This window comes from Trichlorobacter sp. (genome assembly GCF_030247655.1).
Taxonomy (GTDB): domain Bacteria; phylum Desulfobacterota; class Desulfuromonadia; order Geobacterales; family Pseudopelobacteraceae; genus Trichlorobacter.
In genome coordinates, this window is sequence record NZ_JAOTRZ010000030.1 from 1 (window position 1) to 23,354 (window position 23,354).

Consider the following 23,354-nt stretch of genomic DNA (forward strand, 5'->3'; position numbering starts at 1 on the left):
TTATGGACAATGTCAAAACGGCACTGGCGGGGTTCGTGCTGCCGCTGGGCTACACCATGACCCAGGAAGGTGAGTCCAGACAGGCAGAAGAGTCGTTCAGTGCCCTGATGGCTGCCCTGACCATTGCCATGATTCTGCTCTACTTCTCACTGGTGCCAGCCTTCAACTCCTTTTTGCATCCGCTCACTATTATGACCGCCATTCCGCTGGCTCTGATCGGCGCGATCTGGTCGCTTTTGGCCACCGGCAAGCACCAATCAATGGGGGCCTTCATGGGGCTGATCCTGCTGGCCGGGATCGTGGTCAAGAATTCTATTCTGCTGATCGACTTCATTGAGGTAGCCCGCAGCAAGGGTATTCCGTTACGGGAGGCCCTGCGCCAGAGTGTACAGGTACGCACCCGGCCGATCCTGATGACCGCCTTCGGCACGGCAGTGGGGATGCTGCCGATTGCCCTGGAACGGGCCATTGGCCTGGAGAGACTCTCACCGCTGGCAGTGGTAGCCATCGGCGGGCTACTGGTCTCCACCTTTCTGACCCTGATCTATGTGCCGATCTTTTATACATTGTTTGACGAGCTAGGGGAGAAGGTGCGGGGGTGGCGTCGGTGATGTGAGGCGGTCTGCGGCCGAAGGCGCAGGCCGTAACCTGCTCTGTGGCACTGAACTTTGGGACATCAGTTGAGGTGCATGTTCTTCGTGGTCGCTCACTTTAACTCTTCACTCCAGTATCTCATTCCCTCGTCGACAGCTGTTATTTATGCTGATTTAAGGCGTTTTTGACTCAGGTCATGCAGTATATCCCAGAACCTGGGTACGCTCCTGCCATTGCAGCTGCCCGTAGCAGGGCAGGCAAGGAGGCTTTCACTTGAATCTATTGTCAGACAAGAACATCACCCGTGTCCGTCTGCTTGTGCAGTGGCTGTTTCTGCTGTGGATTATCGGCATCGGCATCCGTTTTGGTCTGTTTATCACTGCAGTTGAGCAGGGCAATCCGCAGCCGTTTTTTTCACGACCGGCCGGTGTTGAGGGCTTTCTGCCGATCGGTGCCCTGACCAGCCTGAAGCACTGGATCGTCAACGGAGAGATCCATCCGGTGCATCCGGCAGCGCTGGTGATCTTTCTGGCAATTCTGCTGATGAGTCTGCTGGCCAAGAAGTCGTTTTGTTCCTGGATATGTCCGGTGGGCACGTTGTCTGAGGCTGTACACAAAGTGGGGGCACGTTTGATGGGGCGGAATTTCAGGGTCTGGAGGCCGCTCGATCTGCTGCTGCAGGGGATAAAGTATCTGTTGTTGTTCTTTTTCGTGAAGATAATACTGCTTGATATGCCTGCCTTTGCGGTTGGCGCCTTTCTGGATACCCCGTACTGGGCAGTCAGCGATGCCAAGATGCTGCACTTCTTTACCCGGATGTCTGCCACAACAGTAACGGTGCTGGCGGTATTGACCCTGCTGTCTCTGGTCTATCGCACTGTCTGGTGCCGCTACTTCTGCCCCTACGGTGCTTTACTCGGCATACTCAGTCTGCTCAGCCCGTTCAAGATCCGACGCAACCCGCAAACCTGCAGCGATTGCCGTCAGTGCAGTCAGGCCTGTCCGGCAGGCATCAGCGTCCATACCAAAACCACGGTTGTCTCGCCGGAGTGTACCGGCTGTTTGACCTGTGTAGCTGCCTGTCCGCATCAGGGGGTGCTGGCTATGCAGCCATCATTCTGGAAGAAGCCGGTGCCGGTCTGGGTTTTTCCGGCAGTTGCCCTGACTCTGTTTATGGTCTCAATCGGGGCAGGCATGGCAAGCGGTCATTGGCAGACGGTATTAACCTACGACGATTACCGCCACCTGCTGCCGATGCTGCCGTATCTGAGCCATTGATGGTGGGATATCAAGTGGTTGAAACGGGCGAGTGAAGATCAGTCCTTCTTTTCTTCCAGCTCTCCGGCCCAGATCGGGTCCCATGAGTACTGATGTTTCAGATGTTCATCCGGGATCTGGCGATAAAACTCTTCGTGTGAAAATGAAAAACGGTACGAGTTGACATACTCCATTATGATCCGGGCCGCTTCATTCAGTTGCCTGATGCGTTCCGGGTCTGCATACTTATGTAGATCGGGATGGGCTTTTCTGACCAGCTTCCGATGTCGCTGTTTGATCCGCTTGATGGTCAGCAGGTCGTTTTCATGGAAGCCAAACAGGTACAGAGCTTCTTTCAATTCTGTGTAGGTCATGGTTTGATACAGGTCAGAATATACAGTGCCGCTTCTTCATGATGTGAACTTTCAAACAGCCGCTCACCGTCAACTCCCAAATAGTATTCACCGCTTGCCTCAAACCACTCTGATGCTGTTTTTTCAATGGCAGCAAGATCCGTATGCCTCAGCTTGCGGACATAGGACTCGCTGTTGGCGTACCTCTCTCTGAAAAACCTGGAGGCCGGGTTCAGCAGCAAGGCGATTAGCCTGCCTCCCGGCCTCAATACTGCCGCTGTCCGTTGCAGAGCGGTACGGTAATTATCAACAAACTGTAACGAGGCGATGTATAGCACCACGTCAAACGAGGCATCGGGAAACGGCATCTCCTCTGCCGGGGCAGCTACGGCACGGATGGCATCACCGGTGCAGGCCAAAGCCTCTCGGGAAACATCCAGACCCACCACCAGAAACCCCTGCTCTGTCAGACGCCGTTCCATGATGGCTGGACCGCAACCCACACTCAGAATTTCATCCCCTGGCTTCAGATGCTGGAGTAAGTACTGAAGCTCTGCTTCAAACACCCGCTGCCAGAAGTCGCTTGCACAGGATTTTAGATAGCGTTCAGTCTCGGTGGTGGTCTGCATGTCATCCTTTCCTTATTTTCCGGCAACTTTCGTACAGATGTCCACCAGTTCATCGGCTTCAGGAAATCGACGCTGCTCCAAGCGGGAGAAGACCTGTACCTCATCCACAAATACGGTAAATTCACTCTTCTGCGGCCCGACTTCAATTTCCACGTCAGCGGTTTTTAATTGTTCCTTCAGTTCAGCAGCGAGACTCGCTGCTCTGGGCTGATGCCCTCAGGATGCACAGTACTGAATCTTGATCTTCATCTGGTGCAACTCCTTTCCATTGGTGGTTATGGGTGCTGCAATCCATCAAGGTATCGTTCAGCATCCAGTGCAGCCATGCAGCCGGTGCCTGCCGATGTGATAGCCTGACGGTAGATGTAATCCTGACAGTCACCGGCAGCAAATACACCCGCTACGCTGGTTTGGGTGGCAAAACCGTCTGAGCCACCTTTAGTCTTGAGATAACCGTCTTTCATTTCCAGCTGACCGTCAAAGATGCCGGTATTTGGCGAATGTCCAATAGCGATAAAGGCGGCCTCTACGCTGATCTCTTTGGTCGAGCCGTCCCGTACATCCTTGATTCTGATGCCGGTTACTCCGTTATTACTGCCAATCACTTCATCCAGTACATGGAACCATTCAATGGTGACTTTGCCTTCAGCGGCCTTGTCCTTGAGTTTATCAGAGAGGATCTTTTCTGATCTGAACTGATCGCGGCGGTGGACAACCGTAACATGGGAGGCGATGTTGGCCAGATAGAGAGCCTCCTCTACAGCAGTATTGCCGCCGCCGATCACGGCTACCGGCAGGTTGCGATAGAAAAAACCGTCACAGGTGGCACAGGCTGACACCCCTTTGCCTTTGAACGCCTCCTCAGACGGTAGGCCCAAATATTTTGCCGAGGCACCGGTGGCAATAATCAGGGCATCACAGGTATAGCTGGTGCCACTATCTGCGGTAAGTACAAAGGGGCGCTGGGTAAGGTCAGTTGCAACTATCTGGTCATAGATGATTCGGGTGTCAAACCGCTCGGCATGCTGGCGCATCCTCTCCATCAGATCAGGGCCTTCTACGCCAGCATGGTCGCCAGGCCAGTTGTCTACTTCAGTGGTGGTGGTTAATTGGCCTCCGGGTTGAAGACCAGCAATCAGAAAAGGATTAAGATTTGCCCGTGCTGCATAGACAGCAGCAGTGTACCCGGCAGGACCGGAACCGAGAATGATCAGACGGTGGTGTTCTGTTGTGCCCATGAAGCTATTCCTTTCAACTAGAAGGTGACGACCTTATCTGCAGCTACTACTAAATCGTACAGCCCCTGCATGGTGGAAACACTACAGACATCATTGCCAGCCAGGTCACGTAGCTTCAGGCAGGAACCACAACCAAGAATTGTGCCGCCTTGTTGAACAAAGCTAGTTGCCTGCCCCTTAACATCAAAACGGGGGTCGTCAAGCCGTACCGCTTCAACACCTTCAGCAGTTAAAAAGACGGTTACTTCATCACTTTTTCCACGTGAGAAGTTGGCAAACCGCAGAGCGGTAAAGACCTGTTCCGCATTTGACTGCGTGATAACAACGGCGAGCTTCATCTGACTCCTCCTTGATAAGGCAACTACGCCTTTTAGTGATTTTCTTCGCTATCAGGCTTACGCAGACAGCATTGCACCTTGGTGCCACGGCTTTCCGGCTGTTCATTACGCAGCAATGACAGAACACCTTCAACCAACTCTGGGCGGCAGACGTAGTAGCAACGCTGCGACCCGTCCTGTGCAAAGTCCACGATCCGGGCGTTACGCAATACGGTAAGGTGTTGAGAAATGTTGGCTTGCGAGGCAGGCAGAAGGTCGTGGATGTCAGTCACGCATTTGGTGCCCTTCAAGAGTTCCATGACTATCTGTAGACGGGTGGGATGGCCGAGGGCTTTCAGAATAGTAACCCAATAGTTTTCAATAACTGCTGACATGACAGCCCCTTAAATGATATTCGCATAACCTAATATCAAAGCCGTAAAAAAATGTCACCAATTTTCTGAGCTGGGTAACTTCGTTGAAAGCGTATGATCAGGTGGTATGAAGTGCTGTAGCTGATCTGATGGGCAGCCTTGTCAGGGTTTCTGACTGGTTTCACACGCAGCCAGCCGCTGTTTAAGCTCCTTTTCTTTCCGCCAACGTTCGCTCACGTCTCGCATGATCGAGGCACAACCCTGCATAGTCCCATCGGCATCATGCAGTAACACCATACTGAACTCCAGCGACACCTGGCTGCCATCCTTACAAATTCCAGGTGATGAGAGCAGGCTAGTTTTGTATTTGGTCTCAGCGCCGGCCATCACCCGGTGGTACCCCTCCCAGTGCCGTCCTTGCAGTTTTTCCGGTATGAAAAGATTCAGTGATTGTCCAATTGCTTCAGCTGCACTGTAGCCAAGGATCCTTTCTGCACCCATGTTCCAGTAACGGATGATTCCTTCCCGGTCCGCAATCAGGATGGCATCCTGGGATTCTTTAAGGGTCTGTTGCAGGTACTGGTTGATGTTGTCCATAGCCACCTCTGTGGATACATTGTTTCTTCCCCAGGACACCATTGAGGGTGCCCTGGGTACAGTTTGGTAAGGTGTGCAGCAGCTGTTACAATTTGAACCTTCCCACCAGATTTTCCAGACTCTTCGCCAGGCCGGACAGTTCTGAGGCTGCTCCTGCTGTTTGATGGGCTCCATTGGCAGTTTGCTGGACCACGTCGGTAATCTGATGGATGTTGCTGGAGATCTCACCGGTCACTGCAGTCTGCTCTTCCGCAGCTGTGGCAATCTGGTGTACCTGCATGGTTACTTCGTTGATCCCTTCCAGAATCTGCTGCAGAGCGTCACCGGAACGTCGTGAACTGTCCATCCCTTTCTCTACTTCTTTGACTCCCTGTTCCATGGAGGCCACAGCACCACCGGTTTCCTGCTGAATCGCCTTGATCATCTCGCCGATTTCTCGGGTAGCGCGGGTAGTCCGTTCCGCCAGTGCCCGTACCTCGTCGGCAACCACCGCAAAGCCACGGCCCATTTCACCGGCACGAGCTGCCTCAATGGCGGCATTCAAGGCCAGCAGGTTGGTCTGGTCGGCGATATCCTCAATCGTGCCGACAATCGCTCCGATCTGGTCAGATCTGGCTCCCAGTGCTTCTACGGTATGGGCTGATTCCCGTACCTTGTCAGCTATGTTTTGCATGCCGGAGATAGTTTCCTGTACCACGCTGGCTCCTCCATGGGCCATCTCACTGGCACGGTTGGCGACATCTGATGCAAGTGTACAGTTGCGGGAAATATCATTTGAGGTGGCAGACATCTCTTCGCTGGCCGTAGCCACGGTCGCTGACTGTGCAGCAACCTCTTCTGCAGCGGTGGCAATCTGCTCGGCAGTACTATTCAGCTGGCTTGAGGCGGTGGCCACCTGTACCGTTGTCGTTGATGCCTGGGAAATAATAGAGTGGATATTGTTAATAAAGCGGTTAAACCAGTAGGCAACCTCTCCGGTCTCGTCTTTGCTGCCTTCCGGCAGACGCTTGCTCAGATCGCCTTCACCTTCGGCAATGTCCTTCAGCATCAGAACCAGTGACTGAAGCGGGTTGGTGATGCTTTTCATAATAACAATTCCAAACAGAATGGTTACTGCCGCCAGTACTGTCGTAAGCAAAATGCTAAGGCTTACATCCCGTTTGGCGGTGAAAGCCTTTGTTTCGCTTAGTTTGATCAGGCTGGCTGCCAGCTTGTCTTCAATGACCTTCTGGTGGTTGATTTTCGCCGTGATGGTGCTGAACCAAGCGTCAGCTGGTATGCCAAAACCGCTCGTAACTCCTTTGTCCAGAACAATTTGGAGCATTTCGGCAGTCTTTTGGAAAACGGCTTCCTTCTGGGCTATCTCCGTGTATTCCTTGACCACGGCTGGATCAGCATAGCGATTAAAGTTGCTCATCCGGTTTTGTTCGCTTGCCGCAATGCGTGATATGCGCTGTGTGGTTGCAAGGTCACAACTGTCCGCAGTAAGTACGCCGTTGATTGTGGCGCGCAGTTGACCGGTTGACTCTTTGGCTCCTTGAAAGGCGACATAACCGAAGGCTGCCAGTGAGGTTTCCGGTTCACCAGCCTTGCCCACGACGGCAAAACCGATTTCAAGGCAGTTGCTGATCAGGCCGGTGTAGTAGCCAAGAGCGTTTTTTGCATCAAGAGACTGACTGTCTATTGCTGAACGGGTCTCTTTTAACTTGCTGATCTTTTCTGCAACAGCATCCAGTGCCTTTTTAATGGCCTCGGTTTTGCCTGTCTGGGCAGCAACTGTTTCCTGCATTTTGCTTGCTATGGCATCCGCCACCAGCCGTTGTTTCTGAAGCTCATCCCTGTTTTTTTCGCCCTTTGATGCAAGAAAACCGGCGGTGAGTCCCCGCTCTTTCTGTAATTCATGGATCAGGTTGCCGGATGCAACCGAGACAGCCACCAGTGCTTGGGTGGTCTTCATATTGTTAAGGGTGGACAGATTACCCATCAGGATTCGAGCTGCAAAAAAAGTCATGCCGATAATGGGAATCATGAGGAGCAGCAATAGCTTCGGTGCTATTTTCAGGTTTTTAAGCATATTTTTACCTTTTCTTGAATGGATTTTCTCACATCATACTTTAGCAAGCTATTTGTTACAGAAATTTGACGAAAGTCAAATCAAAGAGTTCTTGATGCATAAAAAAAGCGCCACGGCAAACCGTAGCGCTTGTAAACCCCAAAAGGATGGGACGTTACCCTTCTGTCAGCACCTTTTCTTCATACAGTGCCTCAATCTTGCGGCGGTGCCCCAGTTCAACCTCGGCAAAAGTCAGCAGGGTCTTCTGTAGCCGTGGATCTTCAGTCATGCCGGCAGCTGCCTTATACAGTTGATAGGCGTTTTCTTCTGCTTTCAGCGCAAAGGTCAGTATTTCCTGATAGCCCATTTCCGGACGAAACGGTACATCTTTAAGGTACTTACCGATGGTGGCCTCCGGAATTTTACAGATGTTTACTTCTTCAATCTTGTCCGGGTCTACCTTGGAAAAGACCTCTTTGTGGGTGGCTTCTTCCTGGGCTAACTCTTCAAACATCTTGCGGGCAGCCGGGCTTTCAGTTAGTTCGGCGGCACGTTTGTAACGCTGGTAGGCCCCTTCTTCCAGCTCGATGGCAAAATCTACGACTTCTTTCAGGGAAATAAAACTCATTACATCCTCCTATTCGCAGTGAAAATTTTTAATATACTCGAGTACTTGTTCCGGATGATGCTCGGCCTTTGCTACTTTGGTCCAGTGTTTTCTGATGATGCCATCAGCGCAGATCAAAACGGTTGAACGGATGACACCGGAAACGGTCTTACCATACATCATTTTTTCACCATAGGCATGGTAGGCCTTCATGGTGCTGGCGTCAGGATCAGATAACAGTACCATGTTTAAGTCGTAGTTATCAATGAACCGCTGGTGGGAGGAAAGGGAGTCTTTGCTGATACCCAGCATGGTAAAGCCAAGTTTTTCAAATTCCGTTTTCAGATCGCGGAAACCGGTTGCTTCTTTAGTGCAACCAGGCGTGTTATCGCGGGGGTAGAAAAACAACAGAATTTTTTTCCCGGCGTACTCTTCAAGGCGGTGGCGTTTGCCATCGCTTCCTTCAAGGTCAAAGGTCGGAGCTTTTTTATCAATTAAAGTCATGGTTCTGTCTGCTCCTGCTCTTACTGCTGATGACGGTTTCAAAACTGTATACACTATACACTGAAAAAGTCAACATTTGGTAATTTGTATATATCAAAACAGCAGTTTAAAAGGAATTTGACTTTGGTCAAACACGCGTTACAAGCTTAGCTGTAAGATGCATGCATCAGCTTCGCCTGCATCTTGCAATGATACCATGCAATAGACAGCGGGTAGGATGAGTGAATCAGGAAGGATGGTGTGAGGTGACGCTTTCACGAAAAGCGTTTTTCAGGAAAGGGTTGTTTTCGCTGGGTGATACCCTGTTGAAGGTTTCCGGCGTGCTGCGACAGCCGAACGTGGAAGCAGCGGTGGAAACTCCTGGCGATTTGCCATACGGTGATCTGCCGATGGTGGCAGTGCCGCGCAACGAATGTTGCCTGGCCCGCAACTGCGGCTGTTTCAGTTGTGTGGAAAAATGTGAACAGCAGGCAATTGTGGTGGTGATGGGGGAGGGGATCAGGATTGATGCCACCCGTTGCACCGGCTGCGCTAGCTGTCTGTATGTCTGTCCGGTTACCCCCAAAGCGATTACGCTGCGGATACGTGCTGAATTGGGTACAGGTGAATAGCTTCACCAACATCCAGAAGAGAGGAGAATACGGTATGCTGAAACAGTGACTTGCAGTTGCAGCAACTATTGTCGGGCTTGGCGCCCTGTTTGCGATTCCTTCGCTGGCAGCACCCAAGGCCAAACCGGCAGCCAAGCCTGCCAAAGATGGACGTGAGCAGTGCTACATGTGCCACAGTGAGGTAAAGGCACTTAAAGAGGCATCCAAACATGCTGTACTGGCCTGTTCGGTCTGTCACGACAAGACCAAGGAGCACCTGGCTAATCCAGGCCCGGATACCAAGCCGGTAACCAAGCTGGACCCGGCGGTTTGTGGTTCTTGCCACAAAAATCAGTACCAAAGTTTCTTTACCCCGCACTACCCTGAAGGCGGCTCCCGTAAGGAAAAAGGAGTGCCAACCGGCCGCTCACCAATGCAGGATAAACTGCTGGCAGGTCACGGTTTTACCTTTGAACATGCTGAACCCCGCGGCCATGCCTTTATGGTGGTGGACCAGTTTGCAGTAGATCGCTTCCAGGGCGGACGTTACCAGTTCAAGGGTGGCTGGAAGAACTACGACAAGGTCGGCAAGACCTGGGATGTACTGGAAGACAAAGGGGCCAGCGCCAAGTTGACCGAGACCGCCATGGCCGGTAACCCGACCTGTATCCAGTGCAAGACGTCTGATCTGGTGCTGAAGTGGAAGTATCTGGGGGAGAAGGGTGGCAAGTTTGACCGTACCTCCAATGTGAATGATGTCATGAAGGATGTCCATAATCCGGTGGGTTGTATTGAGTGTCATGATCCCCACGGCACCCAACCCCGTGTGATTCGTGATGCCCTGATTGCAGCCATTGACAAGGACCCGGCCAAGAACATCTTTGCCAAAAACGGTAAGACCGACCTGAAGGTGGTCTCTTTCCGTGACGGTTTCCGCAAGATCGGCGTGATGGAGAAGACTGACTCCCGCATGATGTGCGCCCAGTGCCATGTGGAGTATAATTGTAACCCCGGTACCCAGTGGAGCGACGGAAAGCCGGTCAAGTTTGATTCTGATCGTACCAATCACTTCCCGCTTAAGAATGCCAAGGAGATCCTGGCCCACTACAAGCAACTTGATTTCTTTGATTTCAAGCATGCCGTGACCGGTGCCCGCCTGATCAAGCTGCAGCACCCCGAGACAGAGACCTATGCCGGTTCCGTGCATGACAAGGCCGGTGTGCAGTGCCATCAGTGCCATATGCCCAAGCTGAAGGGGAAAGACGGCAAGCAGTACTCGACCCACGGCGTGGTCAAGCCGATCAATATGGCCAAAGAGTCCTGCATTAGCTGTCATAAGGACTTTAGCGTTGAGAAGGCCAAGTGGCAGATAGACACCATCCGTAACTACACCAAAGGCAAGATGCGCAAGGCAGAGTACTGGTTGGGCCAGCTGATCGACACCTATATGGTGGCCTCCCGTGCCGGCGTTGCCCCTGCCGTGCTGGATCAGGCCAGGGCCAAGCATGAAGAAGCTCATGTGCTTTGGGAATACTGGACAGCTGAGAACTCAGACGGTTTCCATAACCCGTCACTGGCCCGTGAAACCCTGACCGGTTCCATTGCCGCCTCCAAGGCCGGGGTCAAGATTCTGAATGATGCCCTGGCAGTGGCAAACAAGAAGGAAGAAGCCAAAAAATAACTTCTTAAATCTGGAGGTTCTATACTCAATGGACCGCTCCTTGACTGGAACGGTCCATTGTTATTATCTGTATGTGGATTAAAGTTGTCTTATTTGTCTTTAGTGGTTGACATTTTATGGAACTAGGGTATTTACCCTATAAATTTAGCTGTAAACGCTTATTGCTGCAGGACCTGGTGGCTTGGAATGCCGGGTGAATGAGTGAAGCTATGCAAGGAGTTGACAGGGTGCGCATGAATCGGGACAAGTTTCTTGGACAATGGGTGTTGTTGTTGCTGGTGTTGCTGCTGCTGGCAGGTTCTATTGTACATAATCTGTATAAAATGCATGCCGATGTCCTGACAGGTGAACAGCAACGGCTGTTGACGCAGGTGCGGGTGGTGAACGCAAACCTGAGCGCTCAGCTGCAGGGTACCGCAAATCTGATGCAACATATCTGCGATGACTTGAGAAACGCTGTTCCCGACAGATGGATACGGGTCGTCAGTAACAGGCAGCTTGAGTTTGACGCGCATGGGGTTACAGGGGTGCGAACCGTCTTTACGGTTGATCGTACCGGTATTGTCAGGCACTCAAACAGAAAGTTGTTGATCGGTTCTGATGTAAGCAGTGAAAGCTGTTTTCAAACGGCAGTAAAGAACCCTGACCCAATGGTACTATTTGTTACTCCGCCTTTTAAAACCAGCTCAGGGGTGTGGGGCATGAATCTTGTGCGGGTCATGCGTGATGAAGGTGGTCGTTTCAACGGTATTGTTGCGGCAACCCTTGACGCTGAGTACTTCAAAACCCTGCTTGGTTCAATTAACTACAGCCCTGACATGTGGTCGGCACTTGCCCATGGTGATGGGGTTCAGTTTATGATGGTGCCGGATCGGCCAGGACAGCAGGGCTTGAATCTTTCAAAGGCCGGATCCTTCTTTACCCGTCATATAACCAGTGCCAAACGTGAGAATGTCCTGAGCGAAACGGTCTATGCAACCGGCGAAAAACGATTAATTGCCATATATTCAATTCAGCTGGCCGGGCTGAACATGGATAAAGCATTGGTAGTGGCTGTTGGGCGGGATAGTGCCTCAATATTGAAGGGTTGGCGGGACCATGCGATACGTCAGGGGATTACCTTTGGTGTTATCGCACTGGTGGCCCTGGCTGCCTTGGCCGGTTTTCAGCGCTATCAGCGGGAGCAGCTGCACCTTGCGCTTGAGTCAGAACAGGCAGTGCTTAACACCAAACAACAGTTGAGAGACATTATTGATTTTCTTCCTGATGCTACTTTCGTTATCGACAATGACCAAAAAGTGGTGATCTGGAATCGAGCCATAGAAAAGATGTCCGGCGTTGCAAAGGCCGATATGATTGGCAAGGGGGATCATGAATACACCATTCCCTTTTACGGGGAGCGTCGAACCCAGTTGCTTGATCTGTTTGGTGTTGATGATGCAGAGCTTGAGGCAAAATATGTCAACATTCGCCGCACAGGTGAGATCCTTGATGCGGAAACCTTTTGTCCGGCCCTGTATGGTGGTGAAGGGGCCTATGTCTGGGCTACCGGGGTGCCGCTCTATGATGCTGCCGGGAAGCGGATCGGTGCGATTGAGTCGATTCGGGATATTTCCGAACGCAAAAAGAGTGAAGATTTTCTGCGCAAGCTGACCCATGGGATTGAGAACAGTGCCAGCGCCGTTCTGATTACCGACGTGCATGGTACAATTGAGTATGTTAATAAAAAATTTACCCAGCTGAGTGGCTATACTCCTGAGGAGGCGATTGGGAAGAATCCTCGCATTCTCAAGTCTGATGTAACCCCCCGTGAGGTGTTTGAGAACCTCTGGAAAACCATCCTGTCCGGCGAAGAGTGGCGTGGAGAGTTGCTGAACCGCCGTCGGAATGGCGAGGTCTACTGGTCTATCGCCTCCATCAGTCCGTTGCATAATGAAAAGGGTGAGATAACCCACTTTATTGCCAATGTAGAGGATATCAACGAGCGCAAGAACGCTGAGGCCACCATTGAGCGTCTGGCCTACTATGATCCTCTGACTGATCTTCCCAATCGTCGCATGCTGCAGGACCGTCTTGATCTTGCCTTGCGACGCAGCCGACGTCAGACAATTGGTGCCGCACTGCTCTATCTGGACCTGGATAGCTTCAAGCATATCAATGACAGCCTGGGGCATCCGGCTGGTGACAAGCTGTTACGTGAAATGGCCAGCCGCTTTACCAAGACCTTGCGGGATGATGATGTTGTCTGCCGGTTGGGTGGAGATGAGTTTGCCGTGGTCCTGCATGATATCCACCATGACCAGGACGTGGTACCGATAGCGCAAAAACTGCTGGATATTGCAGCAGAACCGCTGCAGCTTGAAGGGCGTGAGGTGGCGGTGACCTCCAGTGTCGGTATTGCACTGTTTCCCAAGGATGGTGCTGATGCCAAGGTGCTGGGTAAACATGCCGATATCGCCTTGTATCATGCCAAGGCAGAAGGCAAAAACACCTTCCGTTTTTTCTCGGAAGAACTTAACAGCCGTTTCCGTGATCGGATCGCCATTGAACACGGTTTACGTCATGCACTGGATCGAGGAGAGTTGGCACTGCACTACCAGCCCAAGGTAAGTGTGGCAAGCGGACAGGTGACTGGTGTGGAGGCGTTGCTGCGCTGGAACAGTCCGGAGTTCGGGATGGTCTCACCAATGCGCTTTATTCCGCTGGCTGAAGAAACCCGCCAGATTATTCCCATTGGTGAGTGGGTGCTGCGAACGGCCTGTCAGCAGCAACTGCTATGGCAACAACAGGGACTGCAATTGAGTATGGCAGTCAATCTTTCTGCGGTACAGTTTAAGTCTCCGGCCTTGATTGAACGGATTGCTGCGCTGATCGATGAAACCGGTATCCAACCGCAAAACCTGGAACTTGAGCTGACTGAAAGCGCCCTGGTGGATAAACCTGATGATGCCGTGCGGGTGCTGGAAGGGTTGCGTTCATTGGGCTGCGGGATATCGATTGATGATTTTGGGACCGGTTATTCATCCTTAAGCTACCTGAAGAACTTCCCGGTGACGATCCTTAAGATAGATCGTTCCTTTGTCCGGGATCTTGCCCATGATTCAGGGGATCGGGCCATTGCACAATCAGTGGTGAGCCTTGCCACCAACCTTGATATGAAGACCGTTGCTGAAGGGGTGGAAGAGCCGGAACAGCTGGAGATTCTGAAGCAGATCGGTTGCACCTATATTCAGGGCTTTATCCACTCGCAGCCGGTACCGGCAGAGCAGATCCCGGCAGTAGTGCGGAGAGTAGGCGGGGCAGCGTAGTATCGGCAAAATCAACCCCCCTCAGTCCCCCCTTGTCAGGGGGGAAGCATTAAGCCTTTCCTGGTGTTCTCCTCCCCTGATAAGGGGAGGTCGGGAGGGGTTACATTTGCAGGAAGTTGTGCAGCATCCGTTTGGCAGTATGCCGATACCCGCTTTGTGCAACCTGAAAGTCAGCCAGCAGCTGTTCGGTGCGGCAAGCGGTGGCCGGGTCCCAGGCAGCCCAGGTACGAATAATCGGCTCGGTTACCTCTGGGTGGAACTGCAGCCCCCAGGCGTTACTACCGAGCCTGAAGGCCTGGTGGGGGCAGACGGTGGACCCTGCCAACAGCAGGGCGTTATCCGGCAGATCAAAGCTGTCATGGTGCCACTGGAACGTACTGAAGGGGGAGGGGATGCCGTTAAAAAGCGGGTCTGCTTCCCCTTTTTGCGTCAGGGTGACCTGCAGGGTGCCCAGCTCTTCCCAACGGCAGGAAACCACCGGGGTGCCAGAGGCTGCTGCCAGCAGCTGTCCACCCAGGCAGATCCCCAGATAGGGGATATCCTGCTCAAGGCAGCTGCGGATCAACTGTTTAAGCGGATAAAGGAAAGGAAAACGATCATCGTCATTGGCCCCCATGGCCCCCCCCAGCACAATCAGGGCGGTCATAGCATTGGGGTTGGGCAGCACTTCACCACGGTAGATATGGTGGAGCTGGAAGGGCACTCCCAGATCAGCCAGATTTTCAGTAATGTTGCCGGGAGGTACGTCTGGGTCGTTTTGGATGATGATATGGAGCATTGCTACCTACTTCATCGGGTAGTCCGATAGCTTGACAAATTTGAAACCACGCTTCTTCAGTTCCGGCATTGCGGCGATGATCCCTGCGCCGGTACCTGCCTCCGGGTGGTTCATATGGGCGATGATGATATCCCCCGGTTTTGAGGTCAGCAGGGCGGTCTTGACCTGGGCTGCACTGTAGCTTGCCCCGGCGTCTCCCAACACAGAAAATCCGATTACTTCGTGTCCCAGTGCCTGTGAGACCTGCACGGCAAATTCATCGTAATAGGCGGTGCCGGAACGGTAGTAGCGTGGTCGTTTGCCGGTCAGTTCTTCAATTTTGCGGGCGTTCAGCTCAATCTCCTGTACCAGTTCAGTTGCATCTTTTGTGCCTGCTATGCCGTAAACCGAACGTCCATTGATTGAGGCCGGTTTGTGCCACATGCCGTGGTTGGCAATCTCAAACAGCGGGTTGGCTGCCAGTTGCTTGAACAGCTCCGGGTTGGCGTCAATCCAGCGGGCATTGATGAATAGCGTGGCAGATATCTGCTGTTGTGCCAGAAAATCAATCAGTTTTTGATCAACACCCTTTCCCCTGGGAGAACCGCAGGCATCCAGGGTCAGGGCCAGCACCTTGTCCGAGGTGGCAAGCCGGGTGCGTACACCGGGCACGTTTTCACCCCATTGGGTCGGTTGGGCTGTCTTGAATCCGTCTGCAATCCGGTCGGTCAACTGTTGCAGTGATTCTGCCGGAGCGGCCTGGCTCAGGGTGGATATCAAAAGCAGCAGTGCAATGCTGAATAAGGCGAGCTTGGTCATGGTTACTCCTATTGTATCCGGTATAGGGAACGGTAAACGCCCATGTAAGCAACAATCTTTTTAACGTAATCGCGGGTTTCCTGGTAGGGGATGTTCTCTACAAATTCATCCCGTGACAGATAACCAAAGCTTTTGCGCCAGCGATTAACTGCCCCGGCTCCGGCATTGTAGGCGGCAAGGGTATAGACCGTATCCTGGTGGTACTGGTTCAGCAGTTCCCGCAGGTGCTTGGTGCCCAGCCGGATATTATATTCAGGGTTGGTCAGCGTCAGCGGATTAAAGTTCTTTGCCTTGACACCTGCGGTCATGCGGGCCGTTGCCGGCATCATCTGCATCAGGCCAATGGCGCCGGCATGGGACTTCACATCGGCCCGGAAGCTGCTTTCTGCCTTGGCAAGGGACAATACCAGCGCATCTGAAAGCCCGTTTGCCGCACTGTGACGGCTGAACTGTTCTGCATAGGGGCGGGGGTAGCCCAGCGCCCAGAACGCCAGGTTGCTGCGCTCAACTGTGGCAGGCCGATTCTGGTGAAAGGTCATGATTGAACCATGCAGATCACCGGCTGCTTGCTGCAGGCGTGAAAGACCGGGGGCTGCAGTTTTATCAACGTTTTTCAGCTTGAAGGCAGCCAGCTCAGTCCTGGCCTCTTCCAACAGTCCCAGAGATGCCAACTCCTGAATCCGCTGGCTTCCCTCGGGAAACGGCGGCTCTGGCATTCCGTTGGGCAGCGGCATCCAGCCCGTTGCTTTGCTGGTATGCAGGCGGTGCCAGGCAGCATAAAAACCATAAGGAAAGTCATTCAGCAACTGTTTGTAACTGCGCTCAGCCTCAGAATGCTTATTCTGTTTTTCTTTGGTGCGGGCATACCAGTACAACGCCCGTTCACGATAGACGCTGTCTTTGAAAAGATGTTGCAGGCTCTCTTCGGCAGCCGACAGGTTGCCTGAAAGATACTGGCCCCAGGCCAGTTCCCATCCGGCCCGTGGTTTCAGGTCAGATGCGGGGAACTCTTTGATCAGCCGTTGCAGAATCTGAGCCGCATCACTGAAATGACCGTTATGTTTGTTGATCAGGGCCGCTTCCAGCAGGGCATCATCAGCCAATATTCCCCGTTCTGATGCCAGTGACAGTAAGCGGGCCAGTGCTCTGTCTGAAGCCCCCTGACGTTCTTCAAGGCGGGCCAGCATCAAGCGGGCCTCATCGTGGGTGGTTTGTGTGGATGCTGTTGCAGCCCGCTTCAGAAACGGCTCGGCAAGGGAGTAATGGCGTTGTTTGATGGCGGCTTGCCCTGATTTAAGCTCGATTCTGGCCAGCAGTTCATCAGACAGATTGGTACGCGGGATACCGGCAAAGGCCCAGGCAGCTGCATTGGGCTGATTGTTTACCAGTAGCAGCAGACCGCGCTGGAACTGTTCCTCAGCCGTAAAGCTGGTTGCCTCTTTGCGTCCTTTCTTCTCCAGCGATTTCAACTGATCAAGCGCCTTGGGGGCAGCGGAAGAGGCAGGGTGCCGCAGGTGGATGGTGCGGTAGCCCTGTATGGCCGGTGGTAACTCCCCCAACTGCTCCTGACAGAGTGCAGCCTGAAACTGGGCATCAACCGAATCTTTGCCCAGGCTGTGGCGAGCCGTAAACTGGCGATAGGCTGCCAGAGCTGCCTTCAGATCCCCTGCCTCAAACAATGCATCGGCAGCCAGTTTTTCCATCCTGCGGCTGATTGCCGGTGTTGGCGAAAGTTTGGCTGCACTGCTGGCTGCAGTAGCAGCATCACGATACTTTTTCTGACCATACAGTGCATCGGCCTTCAGACTGGCAGCAATATCAGCCAATAACGGGTAACTGCGTTCAGCATCACTCAGGTAGCGGACAGCCTCATCATAGCGTTTCAGGCGCAGGGCTGCTTCGCCAGCCACCAGGTTGCGTGGGCCATCTGCCGGGGCGGCAAGGGCGGCCTGCAGTGCTTCCTGATTCTGATTGCTTCGCAGCAAACCAGTAGCCTTGCGGAGTTGTTCATTACTGTTGTTTGCGGCACCGGCACAGGTCAGGGTAACGGTGAGCGTGCAGATACCAAGGGCGGTGGTCAAGAGACGTCGTAATTGAAAGGTCATGGCAGTACGGTAGTTCCTATTGATCTGAATCTCATTTGGATTGTTGCGTAGGCTCTTTTCAGTATCATCATGGAGCTGATAGGTCAATGCTGCGATCCGGTCATTTTCTGCTTTTCCTGATCAGCGGTTCGGTTATACTCCCTGCATGAGGTTCCCATGAACAAACTGACAACTGATTTTAAAGCGGTGTATCAGCGACTGAACCAGGCCCAGCGTAGGGCGGTTGATACGGTTGAAGGGCCGGTGCTGGTGATTGCCGGTCCCGGTACCGGCAAGACCGAGATCCTGGCGGCCCGGATCGCTAATATTTTGCTGACCACCGATGCCCTGCCGGAGAATATCCTCTGTCTGACCTACACCGATGCCGGTACGGTTGCCATGCGTTCACGGCTGCTGCAGTTTATCGGCCCCAATGCCTACCGGGTGGATATCTTCACCTTTCACGCCTTCTGCAATCTGGTGATTCAGGAACAGGCCGATCACTTCGGCCTGCGTAACCTGACCACCATCTCTGAGCTGGAGCAGTTCCGTTATGTGCGGGAGATTATCGACGCCTTCCCCCATGATCACCCCTTAACCCGCTCCACCGGTGACCTGCATTTTGAGGCAGACCGTCTGCTGGCCCTGTATGAGATCATGAAAAAAGAGGACTGGAGCAGTGCATGGCTGGCAGAACGGGTGGATGCCTATGCGGCTACGCTGGCAGATAGCCCCGATTTTCTCTACAAGCGGCAGACCAAGGGGGCGGATGGTACGGTCTACAAAAAAGGTGATCTGAACGAACGCAAACTGCGGGAGGAACTGCGCAAACTGGAGCAGGTCAAGGCTGCTGCCCAGAGCTTTGACGACTACCAGCGGTTGTTGCAGGAGCGGGGGCGTTACGACTTTGCCGATATGATCCTCTGGTGCATTGCCGCCTTCAAGCAGAGCAGCGATCTGCTGGCCACCTATCAGGAACGCTACCTCTACCTGCTGGTGGATGAGTTTCAGGATACCAGCGGTTCCCAGTTTGAGTTGCTGCTGCAACTGGCTGATTACTGGGATGCCCCCAACCTGTTTGTGGTGGGGGATGATGACCAGTCTATCTTCCGCTTTCAGGGGGCCAGTGTCGAGAATATCCGCCGCTTTGCCGGTCGTTATCAGGATTCGCTTACGACTGTAACCCTGACTGACAACCACCGTTCATCCCAGCTGATTCTGGATGGAGCAGCCGGTCTGATCAGCCGTAACATTGAGCGTCTGAGTAGTGACAAACAACTGGTTGCCAAAAACCCGGAAGTGGCCACGCTGCCTGATCCGCCGGAACTGGTGGGGTATGCCACCACAGCCCATGAGACCGTGGCAGTGGCCAACCGGATCGCCGGGTTGCTGGATCAGGGGGTGTTGCCGGAACAGATTGCCGTGATCTACCGTAACCATAGTCAGTCGGACGAGATAATCCGCTTCCTGACCAGCCGTGGGGTGGCGGTGCAGACCAGGCGCAGGGCTGATATCCTGCAGGAGCCATTGATCCTCAAGCTCTTGACCATTCTGCGCTATCTGGCTGCCGAGCTTGAGAGACCCCATTCCGGAGAACGGCTGCTGTTTGAGATTCTGCATGAAGCCTGGTTTGGAGTGCCGCCCCTGGCCCTGGCCCGTCTGTCAGTTGAAATAGCCCGGCAGCGTACAGAAAAGAAGCCCTGCTACTGGCGGGAACAGTTGCCGGTCCGAGGGATGGACAGAGGCCAGCAGGGGCTGTTTCCTGCCAGCGATGACCTGCATCTGCGCCGGGCAGGGGAGACCATAGAAGAGCTGCTGCGGGATGCGGCCACCATTACCCTGCAGGAGCTGCTGCACCATGTTATTACCCGGCTGGGGATTCTGGCCCAGGCGTTGTCAGCCCATGAAAGGGTCTGGCACCTTGAGCTGCTGAATACCCTGTTTGACTTTGTGCGGGAAGAGACCGCCAAGGTGACCATGTCGCTCTCAGAGCTGCTGGCCATGCTGGCAGATATGCAGCAGCAGGGGATCTCGCTGCCGGTGGAAAAACTGAGCTATACCGGAGCCGGGGTCAATTTCCTGACCGCCCACGGCTCCAAAGGGCTGCAGTTTGATTACGTCTTCATGCTGGGATGCACCCGCAGCGTATGGGATAGTGCCTCCCGCAATCGGACCTACAAGCTTCCCCCCACGATCTGGTCAGGCCCGGCAGGCAGTGAAGAAGAGGAGTCCCGAAGGTTGTTCTACGTGGCCATGACCAGGGCGCGAAAGCAGTTGGTGGTCTCCTGGCCGGAGCGTGATAATAAGGAAAAGGAACTGGAGAAAAGCCGCTTTGTAGCTGAGTTGACCGAAGGTGGTGTGGCTGGCCTGCAGCAGGTGGTTCTGGCTGATGATGAGCTGTTGGCCTTTGGCAGCAGTGTTCTGCAGGCAGCACCGGCCCGGCTGCCAAGCTCTTTTATTGATGACAGTTTTGTGGATAGTCTGCTGCAGAAATACTCGTTAAGTGTGACCCACCTGAATAGTTACCTGCGCTGTCCGGTCTCCTTCTATTTCAATACCCTGCTACGGGTGCCAGCGCCGATGAGTGCTGCCCTGACCTTTGGTTCTGCTGTCCACCATGCCCTGGAACAGATCTTCCGCAAGATGAAGAACGATCCTGCCAGGCGGTTTCCCAATCTGGACACCTTTGTGGAGGATTTTCGCTGGTTCATGCAGAAGCATGAGGCCGGTTTTACCCCGGCAGAGTTTCGGCGCAGGCTGGAGTATGGCGAGGCGATTCTGCCCGGCTTCTATGATGCCCATCACAAACGCTGGAAACAGGATGCACTGGTGGAATACCCCTTCCGCAATATCCTGATGGATGATGTCCCGTTGAACGGTAAGCTGGATATGCTGGAGTTCTCCGGCAGCCATGTCACGGTGGTGGATTACAAAACCGGTAACCCTCAGAATGCGCGCAAGAAGCTGAATCCGCCTGATCCTGAGAAGGTTGCCAAGGCGCTGGCTGAGGGTAAAGAACCCCATGACGATGACCGGTTGGGCGGCGATTACTGGCGCCAAGCGGTCTTCTACCGGATTCTGGTGGAACATGAACCGCGTCGCAACTGGATCATGTCAGCTGCCCGTTTTGAATTTGTGGAGCCGGAAAAGGACACTGGTGAGTACAAAAGCGCACGCTTTGAGGTCTCTGATGATGAGGTGGCACAGGTCAGGCAACAGATTAAAGAGGTTTATGCAAAGATTCAGGCTAAAGAGTTTCATGTCGGCTGCAACAAGCCGGAGTGCGAATGGTGCAGCTTTGTGAAGCGGCTAGCCCCATGCTCCTGATCCCCTCAGGTCGCCAGGCCGGTGATATAACGTGTGATCCCTTTTCTTCAGTATCCAGCATACTGCCAAAGGTAACCTTGAAATCGCCAAAGCGATCATTGACCGCATCCATGGCCCTGGCCAGCTGCTCTTGCCTCCGTTCCTCCGCAAACAGGGACGGTTGCTGTTCCTGATACTCCAGATTGCTCAGGCAGACCCCCAACAGCCTGACCGGTTGGCTGACCTCCATGCTGTCCAATAGCCGTACCGCTGCCCTGTAGATTGCGCCACTCTGGTTGATGTAGCTACCCAGGGTGGTCTGTTTCTGAATGTTGGTAAAAAAGTCGGCAAAACGGATGTAGATACTGACGGTCCTGCCGGTGACTCCGTAACGCCGCGCCCGCCTGCCCACCATCTCTGACAGCTGCAGCAGATAGCGCAGGATCTCTTGCCGTGTTTCAATATCCTTACCCAGCGTCATGGAGTGGCCAATGCTCTTGACCTGCTCATCTCCTTCAGTCGCCACCACCGGGCTGTCGTCAATTCCCTGTCCCATCTGCTTCAGTCTGGGACCGATAATGCCAAATTTCCTGCTGAGAATCTCTTCCGGGAAACGTCCCAACTGTCCACATCTCTTGATTCCAAGCAGGTTCAGCTGACGTTCCAGCTTTTTGCCGATGCCGCAGAGATCGCCGATGGTAACTGATTCCAGCACCGTCTGAATCCGATCCGGCGCTATCACGGTTAAGCCATCCGGTTTCTGCATATCGCTGGCCAGCTTGGCCAGCAGCTTGTTCGGGGCAATGCCGACGGAGCAGGTCAGGCCCAGTTCCTGTCTGATCCGGGCTTTTAACTGGCAGGCAATGATTTCAGGGGGACCAAACAGGGCATGGGAGTGGGTTACATCAAGAAAGGCCTCATCAATGGAAAATACCTCCACCAGCGGGGTGTACTGCCGCATCATCGCAATAATCCGGCGGGAGGCAGCGGTGTATTTTTTATTGTCCCCGACTACAATGATCAGCTCGGGGCAGGCCCGTTTGCCCTCCCAGATGGCCATGCCGGTCTTGACGCCAAAGCTGCGGGCTTCGTAGGAAGCGGTGGTGATAACCGTGCGATGGCCTGAGCCGACAACAGCAACCGGTTTGCCTTGCAGGCTTGGGTCGCTCTGCTGTTCCACCGAGGCAAAAAAGGCATTCATATCGATATGAAGGATAACCCTGTCCATGGAACAGAAGCTACCAAATGACTACCATTGTCAGTCAAGCAGGATCTGCTTGCATTGTATGCCCGCTGCTATTTGCCTCTGTCAATCGGCATCCTAAGTTGACCCAAATCGGCGTCCAATTTCGACCTGCCTGAACATGAGATATCGAGTGATTACAAGAATAGTGGTGGGTCAAATAAGGTGCCGATGTGGGTCGTAATTGGTCGCAGACTCACAGTTGCAAACTCTTCCCTCAGAGCAAGTGGTATGCCTGGTGGAATAGCCGTGTTCCTGCGTTCAAAGGTCCGCTGAATTGCCGTCTGTAGTGTTATTCCGTCAAAGTTGAATATTCGGGCAATGGTCCATATGTCGTAAAAATCTTTCATCCGGCTGTTGGCAATGCCCAGCTTGACCATGGCCTCAAGCTTTTCCGCGATCACCGTTTCTGCTGGATACACGCGCAGGTGTGGTGCTGGCAGTTCCAGTATGGTGGGATAGATGGCATTGCTGGCTTCTGGTGTAATGGTGTCACCGAATCCGACATCCACCTGTATGATGATCCTGGCTCCTGCCAGTTCGGCATTAAAAGTGAGGCGCGTACCACCGTATTCCATCTGGTCGCGGATATCCTCAGCCTGTATGCTTTGGCTGTCAAAGGTGATGCCGTCATCCTCTGCCTGCGTCTGACAGATGATTTGAAATACGCCTTTCAGCTCTTCAAGATCACTCTCATCAAATCCAGCCAGATCAATATCCCGTGTTGTACGGAATCCCTCGATGCCCCATAGCGGGAACAGCATGGCTCCCTTCAATACAAATCGGTTGCTATAGTTTGATTTACCCAGGCGATAGAGAAACCGCTCCAGTCCATAGCGCGTCAGTATCAGGTTGAAATCAGACTGTTCTGCCTTTGCCTTGTTGAGCAGCTTCTGTCGGACTGACGCTGCCATGTTGGTTTGTTTGGCTGTCATAGTGTCATAGCCTCCAGATATGGACGCATGACGTTACTTACCCGGCAAAGTTTTGCATACTGCCACAGTTCATCCATGGTGCAGAGCTTCTTGCGTTGACATTACCGT

20 protein-coding genes and 1 pseudogene are annotated in these 23,354 nt (G+C 53.3%); 6 read left to right on the top strand and 15 right to left on the bottom strand.

What is annotated here, in order from left to right; all coding sequences use genetic code 11:
- A partial coding sequence (locus OEL57_RS04455) for an efflux RND transporter permease subunit (RefSeq protein ID WP_300737660.1) occupies window positions 1–611 on the top strand: 611 nt, incomplete at its 5' end.
- A gap of 256 nt (window positions 612–867) precedes the next feature.
- Window positions 868–1,872: a 4Fe-4S binding protein gene (locus OEL57_RS04460; RefSeq protein WP_300737662.1), complete on the top strand. Its 1,005-nt coding sequence runs from the start codon at window positions 868–870 to the stop codon at window positions 1,870–1,872.
- 38 nt (window positions 1,873–1,910) lie between these two features.
- On the opposite strand, the gene OEL57_RS04465 is transcribed toward OEL57_RS04460, so the two are convergent.
- The 10 genes and pseudogenes from OEL57_RS04465 to OEL57_RS04510 all read right to left on the bottom strand — a co-directional run bounded on the left by OEL57_RS04465 (window position 1,911) and on the right by OEL57_RS04510 (window position 8,523).
- A complete protein-coding gene (locus tag OEL57_RS04465; protein WP_300737664.1) occupies window positions 1,911–2,225 on the bottom strand; it encodes a molecular chaperone DnaJ in 315 nt (104 codons plus the stop codon).
- Window positions 2,222–2,833 carry a class I SAM-dependent methyltransferase gene (locus OEL57_RS04470; RefSeq protein ID WP_300737666.1) on the bottom strand — a complete coding sequence of 204 codons (612 nt, stop codon included), beginning with the start codon at window positions 2,831–2,833 and terminating at the stop codon, window positions 2,222–2,224. Before OEL57_RS04470 ends, OEL57_RS04465 begins: the two co-directional genes overlap by 4 nt.
- Before the next feature lie 12 nt (window positions 2,834–2,845).
- A pseudogene (locus OEL57_RS04475) lies at window positions 2,846–3,034 on the bottom strand (Rdx family protein); the annotation flags it as partial.
- A gap of 74 nt (window positions 3,035–3,108) precedes the next feature.
- Window positions 3,109–4,071, bottom strand: coding sequence for a thioredoxin-disulfide reductase (gene trxB, locus OEL57_RS04480; protein WP_300737669.1), 963 nt, complete (start codon window positions 4,069–4,071; stop codon window positions 3,109–3,111).
- Between the two features lie 17 nt (window positions 4,072–4,088).
- Window positions 4,089–4,409: a DsrE family protein gene (locus OEL57_RS04485; RefSeq protein WP_300737671.1), complete on the bottom strand. Its 321-nt coding sequence runs from the start codon at window positions 4,407–4,409 to the stop codon at window positions 4,089–4,091.
- Window positions 4,410–4,441: 32 nt separating this feature from the next.
- Window positions 4,442–4,783 carry an ArsR/SmtB family transcription factor gene (locus OEL57_RS04490; protein ID WP_300737673.1) on the bottom strand — a complete coding sequence of 114 codons (342 nt, stop codon included), beginning with the start codon at window positions 4,781–4,783 and terminating at the stop codon, window positions 4,442–4,444.
- 141 nt (window positions 4,784–4,924) lie between these two features.
- On the bottom strand, window positions 4,925–5,359 hold the full coding sequence (locus OEL57_RS04495; RefSeq protein ID WP_300737675.1) for a PAS domain-containing protein: 435 nt from the start codon (window positions 5,357–5,359) through the stop codon (window positions 4,925–4,927).
- Window positions 5,360–5,444: 85 nt separating this feature from the next.
- Window positions 5,445–7,388: a methyl-accepting chemotaxis protein gene (locus OEL57_RS04500; RefSeq protein ID WP_300737677.1), complete on the bottom strand. Its 1,944-nt coding sequence runs from the start codon at window positions 7,386–7,388 to the stop codon at window positions 5,445–5,447.
- A 199-nt stretch (window positions 7,389–7,587) separates the two neighbouring features.
- Complete coding sequence (locus OEL57_RS04505) at window positions 7,588–8,040, bottom strand: ferritin-like domain-containing protein (RefSeq protein WP_300737680.1); 453 nt, start codon at window positions 8,038–8,040, stop codon at window positions 7,588–7,590.
- A gap of 9 nt (window positions 8,041–8,049) precedes the next feature.
- Window positions 8,050–8,523, bottom strand: a complete 474-nt coding sequence (locus OEL57_RS04510) for a peroxiredoxin (RefSeq protein ID WP_300737682.1) — start codon at window positions 8,521–8,523, stop codon at window positions 8,050–8,052.
- Window positions 8,524–8,768: 245 nt separating this feature from the next.
- On the opposite strand from OEL57_RS04510, the gene OEL57_RS16905 reads away from it, so the two are divergent.
- From OEL57_RS16905 to OEL57_RS04525, 3 genes are all read left to right on the top strand, one after another.
- Window positions 8,769–9,134 carry an ATP-binding protein gene (locus tag OEL57_RS16905; protein ID WP_300737685.1) on the top strand — a complete coding sequence of 122 codons (366 nt, stop codon included), beginning with the start codon at window positions 8,769–8,771 and terminating at the stop codon, window positions 9,132–9,134.
- Between the two features lie 166 nt (window positions 9,135–9,300).
- Entirely contained in the window at window positions 9,301–10,794 is a 1,494-nt protein-coding gene (locus OEL57_RS04520; protein ID WP_307726431.1) for an ammonia-forming cytochrome c nitrite reductase subunit c552, read from the top strand.
- A gap of 233 nt (window positions 10,795–11,027) precedes the next feature.
- Window positions 11,028–14,102: a bifunctional diguanylate cyclase/phosphodiesterase gene (locus tag OEL57_RS04525; protein WP_300737687.1), complete on the top strand. Its 3,075-nt coding sequence runs from the start codon at window positions 11,028–11,030 to the stop codon at window positions 14,100–14,102.
- A gap of 100 nt (window positions 14,103–14,202) precedes the next feature.
- Here the strand turns inward: OEL57_RS04525 and OEL57_RS04530 are convergent, their stop codons facing one another.
- From OEL57_RS04530 to OEL57_RS04540, 3 genes are read right to left on the bottom strand one after another with little or no spacing between them, the layout of a single operon-like run.
- Window positions 14,203–14,880 (bottom strand): type 1 glutamine amidotransferase, encoded by a 678-nt coding sequence (locus OEL57_RS04530; protein ID WP_300737689.1) that lies wholly within the window; start codon window positions 14,878–14,880, stop codon window positions 14,203–14,205.
- A gap of 6 nt (window positions 14,881–14,886) precedes the next feature.
- On the bottom strand, window positions 14,887–15,678 hold the full coding sequence (locus tag OEL57_RS04535; RefSeq protein WP_300737690.1) for a polysaccharide deacetylase family protein: 792 nt from the start codon (window positions 15,676–15,678) through the stop codon (window positions 14,887–14,889).
- An 8-nt stretch (window positions 15,679–15,686) separates the two neighbouring features.
- Window positions 15,687–17,783 carry a transglycosylase SLT domain-containing protein gene (locus OEL57_RS04540; RefSeq protein ID WP_300737692.1) on the bottom strand — a complete coding sequence of 699 codons (2,097 nt, stop codon included), beginning with the start codon at window positions 17,781–17,783 and terminating at the stop codon, window positions 15,687–15,689.
- Window positions 17,784–17,939: 156 nt separating this feature from the next.
- On the opposite strand from OEL57_RS04540, the gene OEL57_RS04545 reads away from it, so the two are divergent.
- Window positions 17,940–21,089, top strand: coding sequence for an ATP-dependent helicase (locus OEL57_RS04545; protein WP_300737694.1), 3,150 nt, complete (start codon window positions 17,940–17,942; stop codon window positions 21,087–21,089).
- Here the strand turns inward: OEL57_RS04545 and dinB are convergent.
- Both dinB and OEL57_RS04555 read right to left on the bottom strand, forming a co-directional pair.
- Window positions 21,010–22,296 carry a DNA polymerase IV gene (gene dinB, locus OEL57_RS04550; protein WP_300737697.1) on the bottom strand — a complete coding sequence of 429 codons (1,287 nt, stop codon included), beginning with the start codon at window positions 22,294–22,296 and terminating at the stop codon, window positions 21,010–21,012. The two genes, OEL57_RS04545 and dinB, sit on opposite strands and share 80 nt — an antisense overlap.
- A gap of 152 nt (window positions 22,297–22,448) precedes the next feature.
- Window positions 22,449–23,246, bottom strand: coding sequence for a nucleotidyl transferase AbiEii/AbiGii toxin family protein (locus OEL57_RS04555; RefSeq protein ID WP_300737700.1), 798 nt, complete (start codon window positions 23,244–23,246; stop codon window positions 22,449–22,451).
- Window positions 23,247–23,354 lie beyond the last annotated feature (108 nt).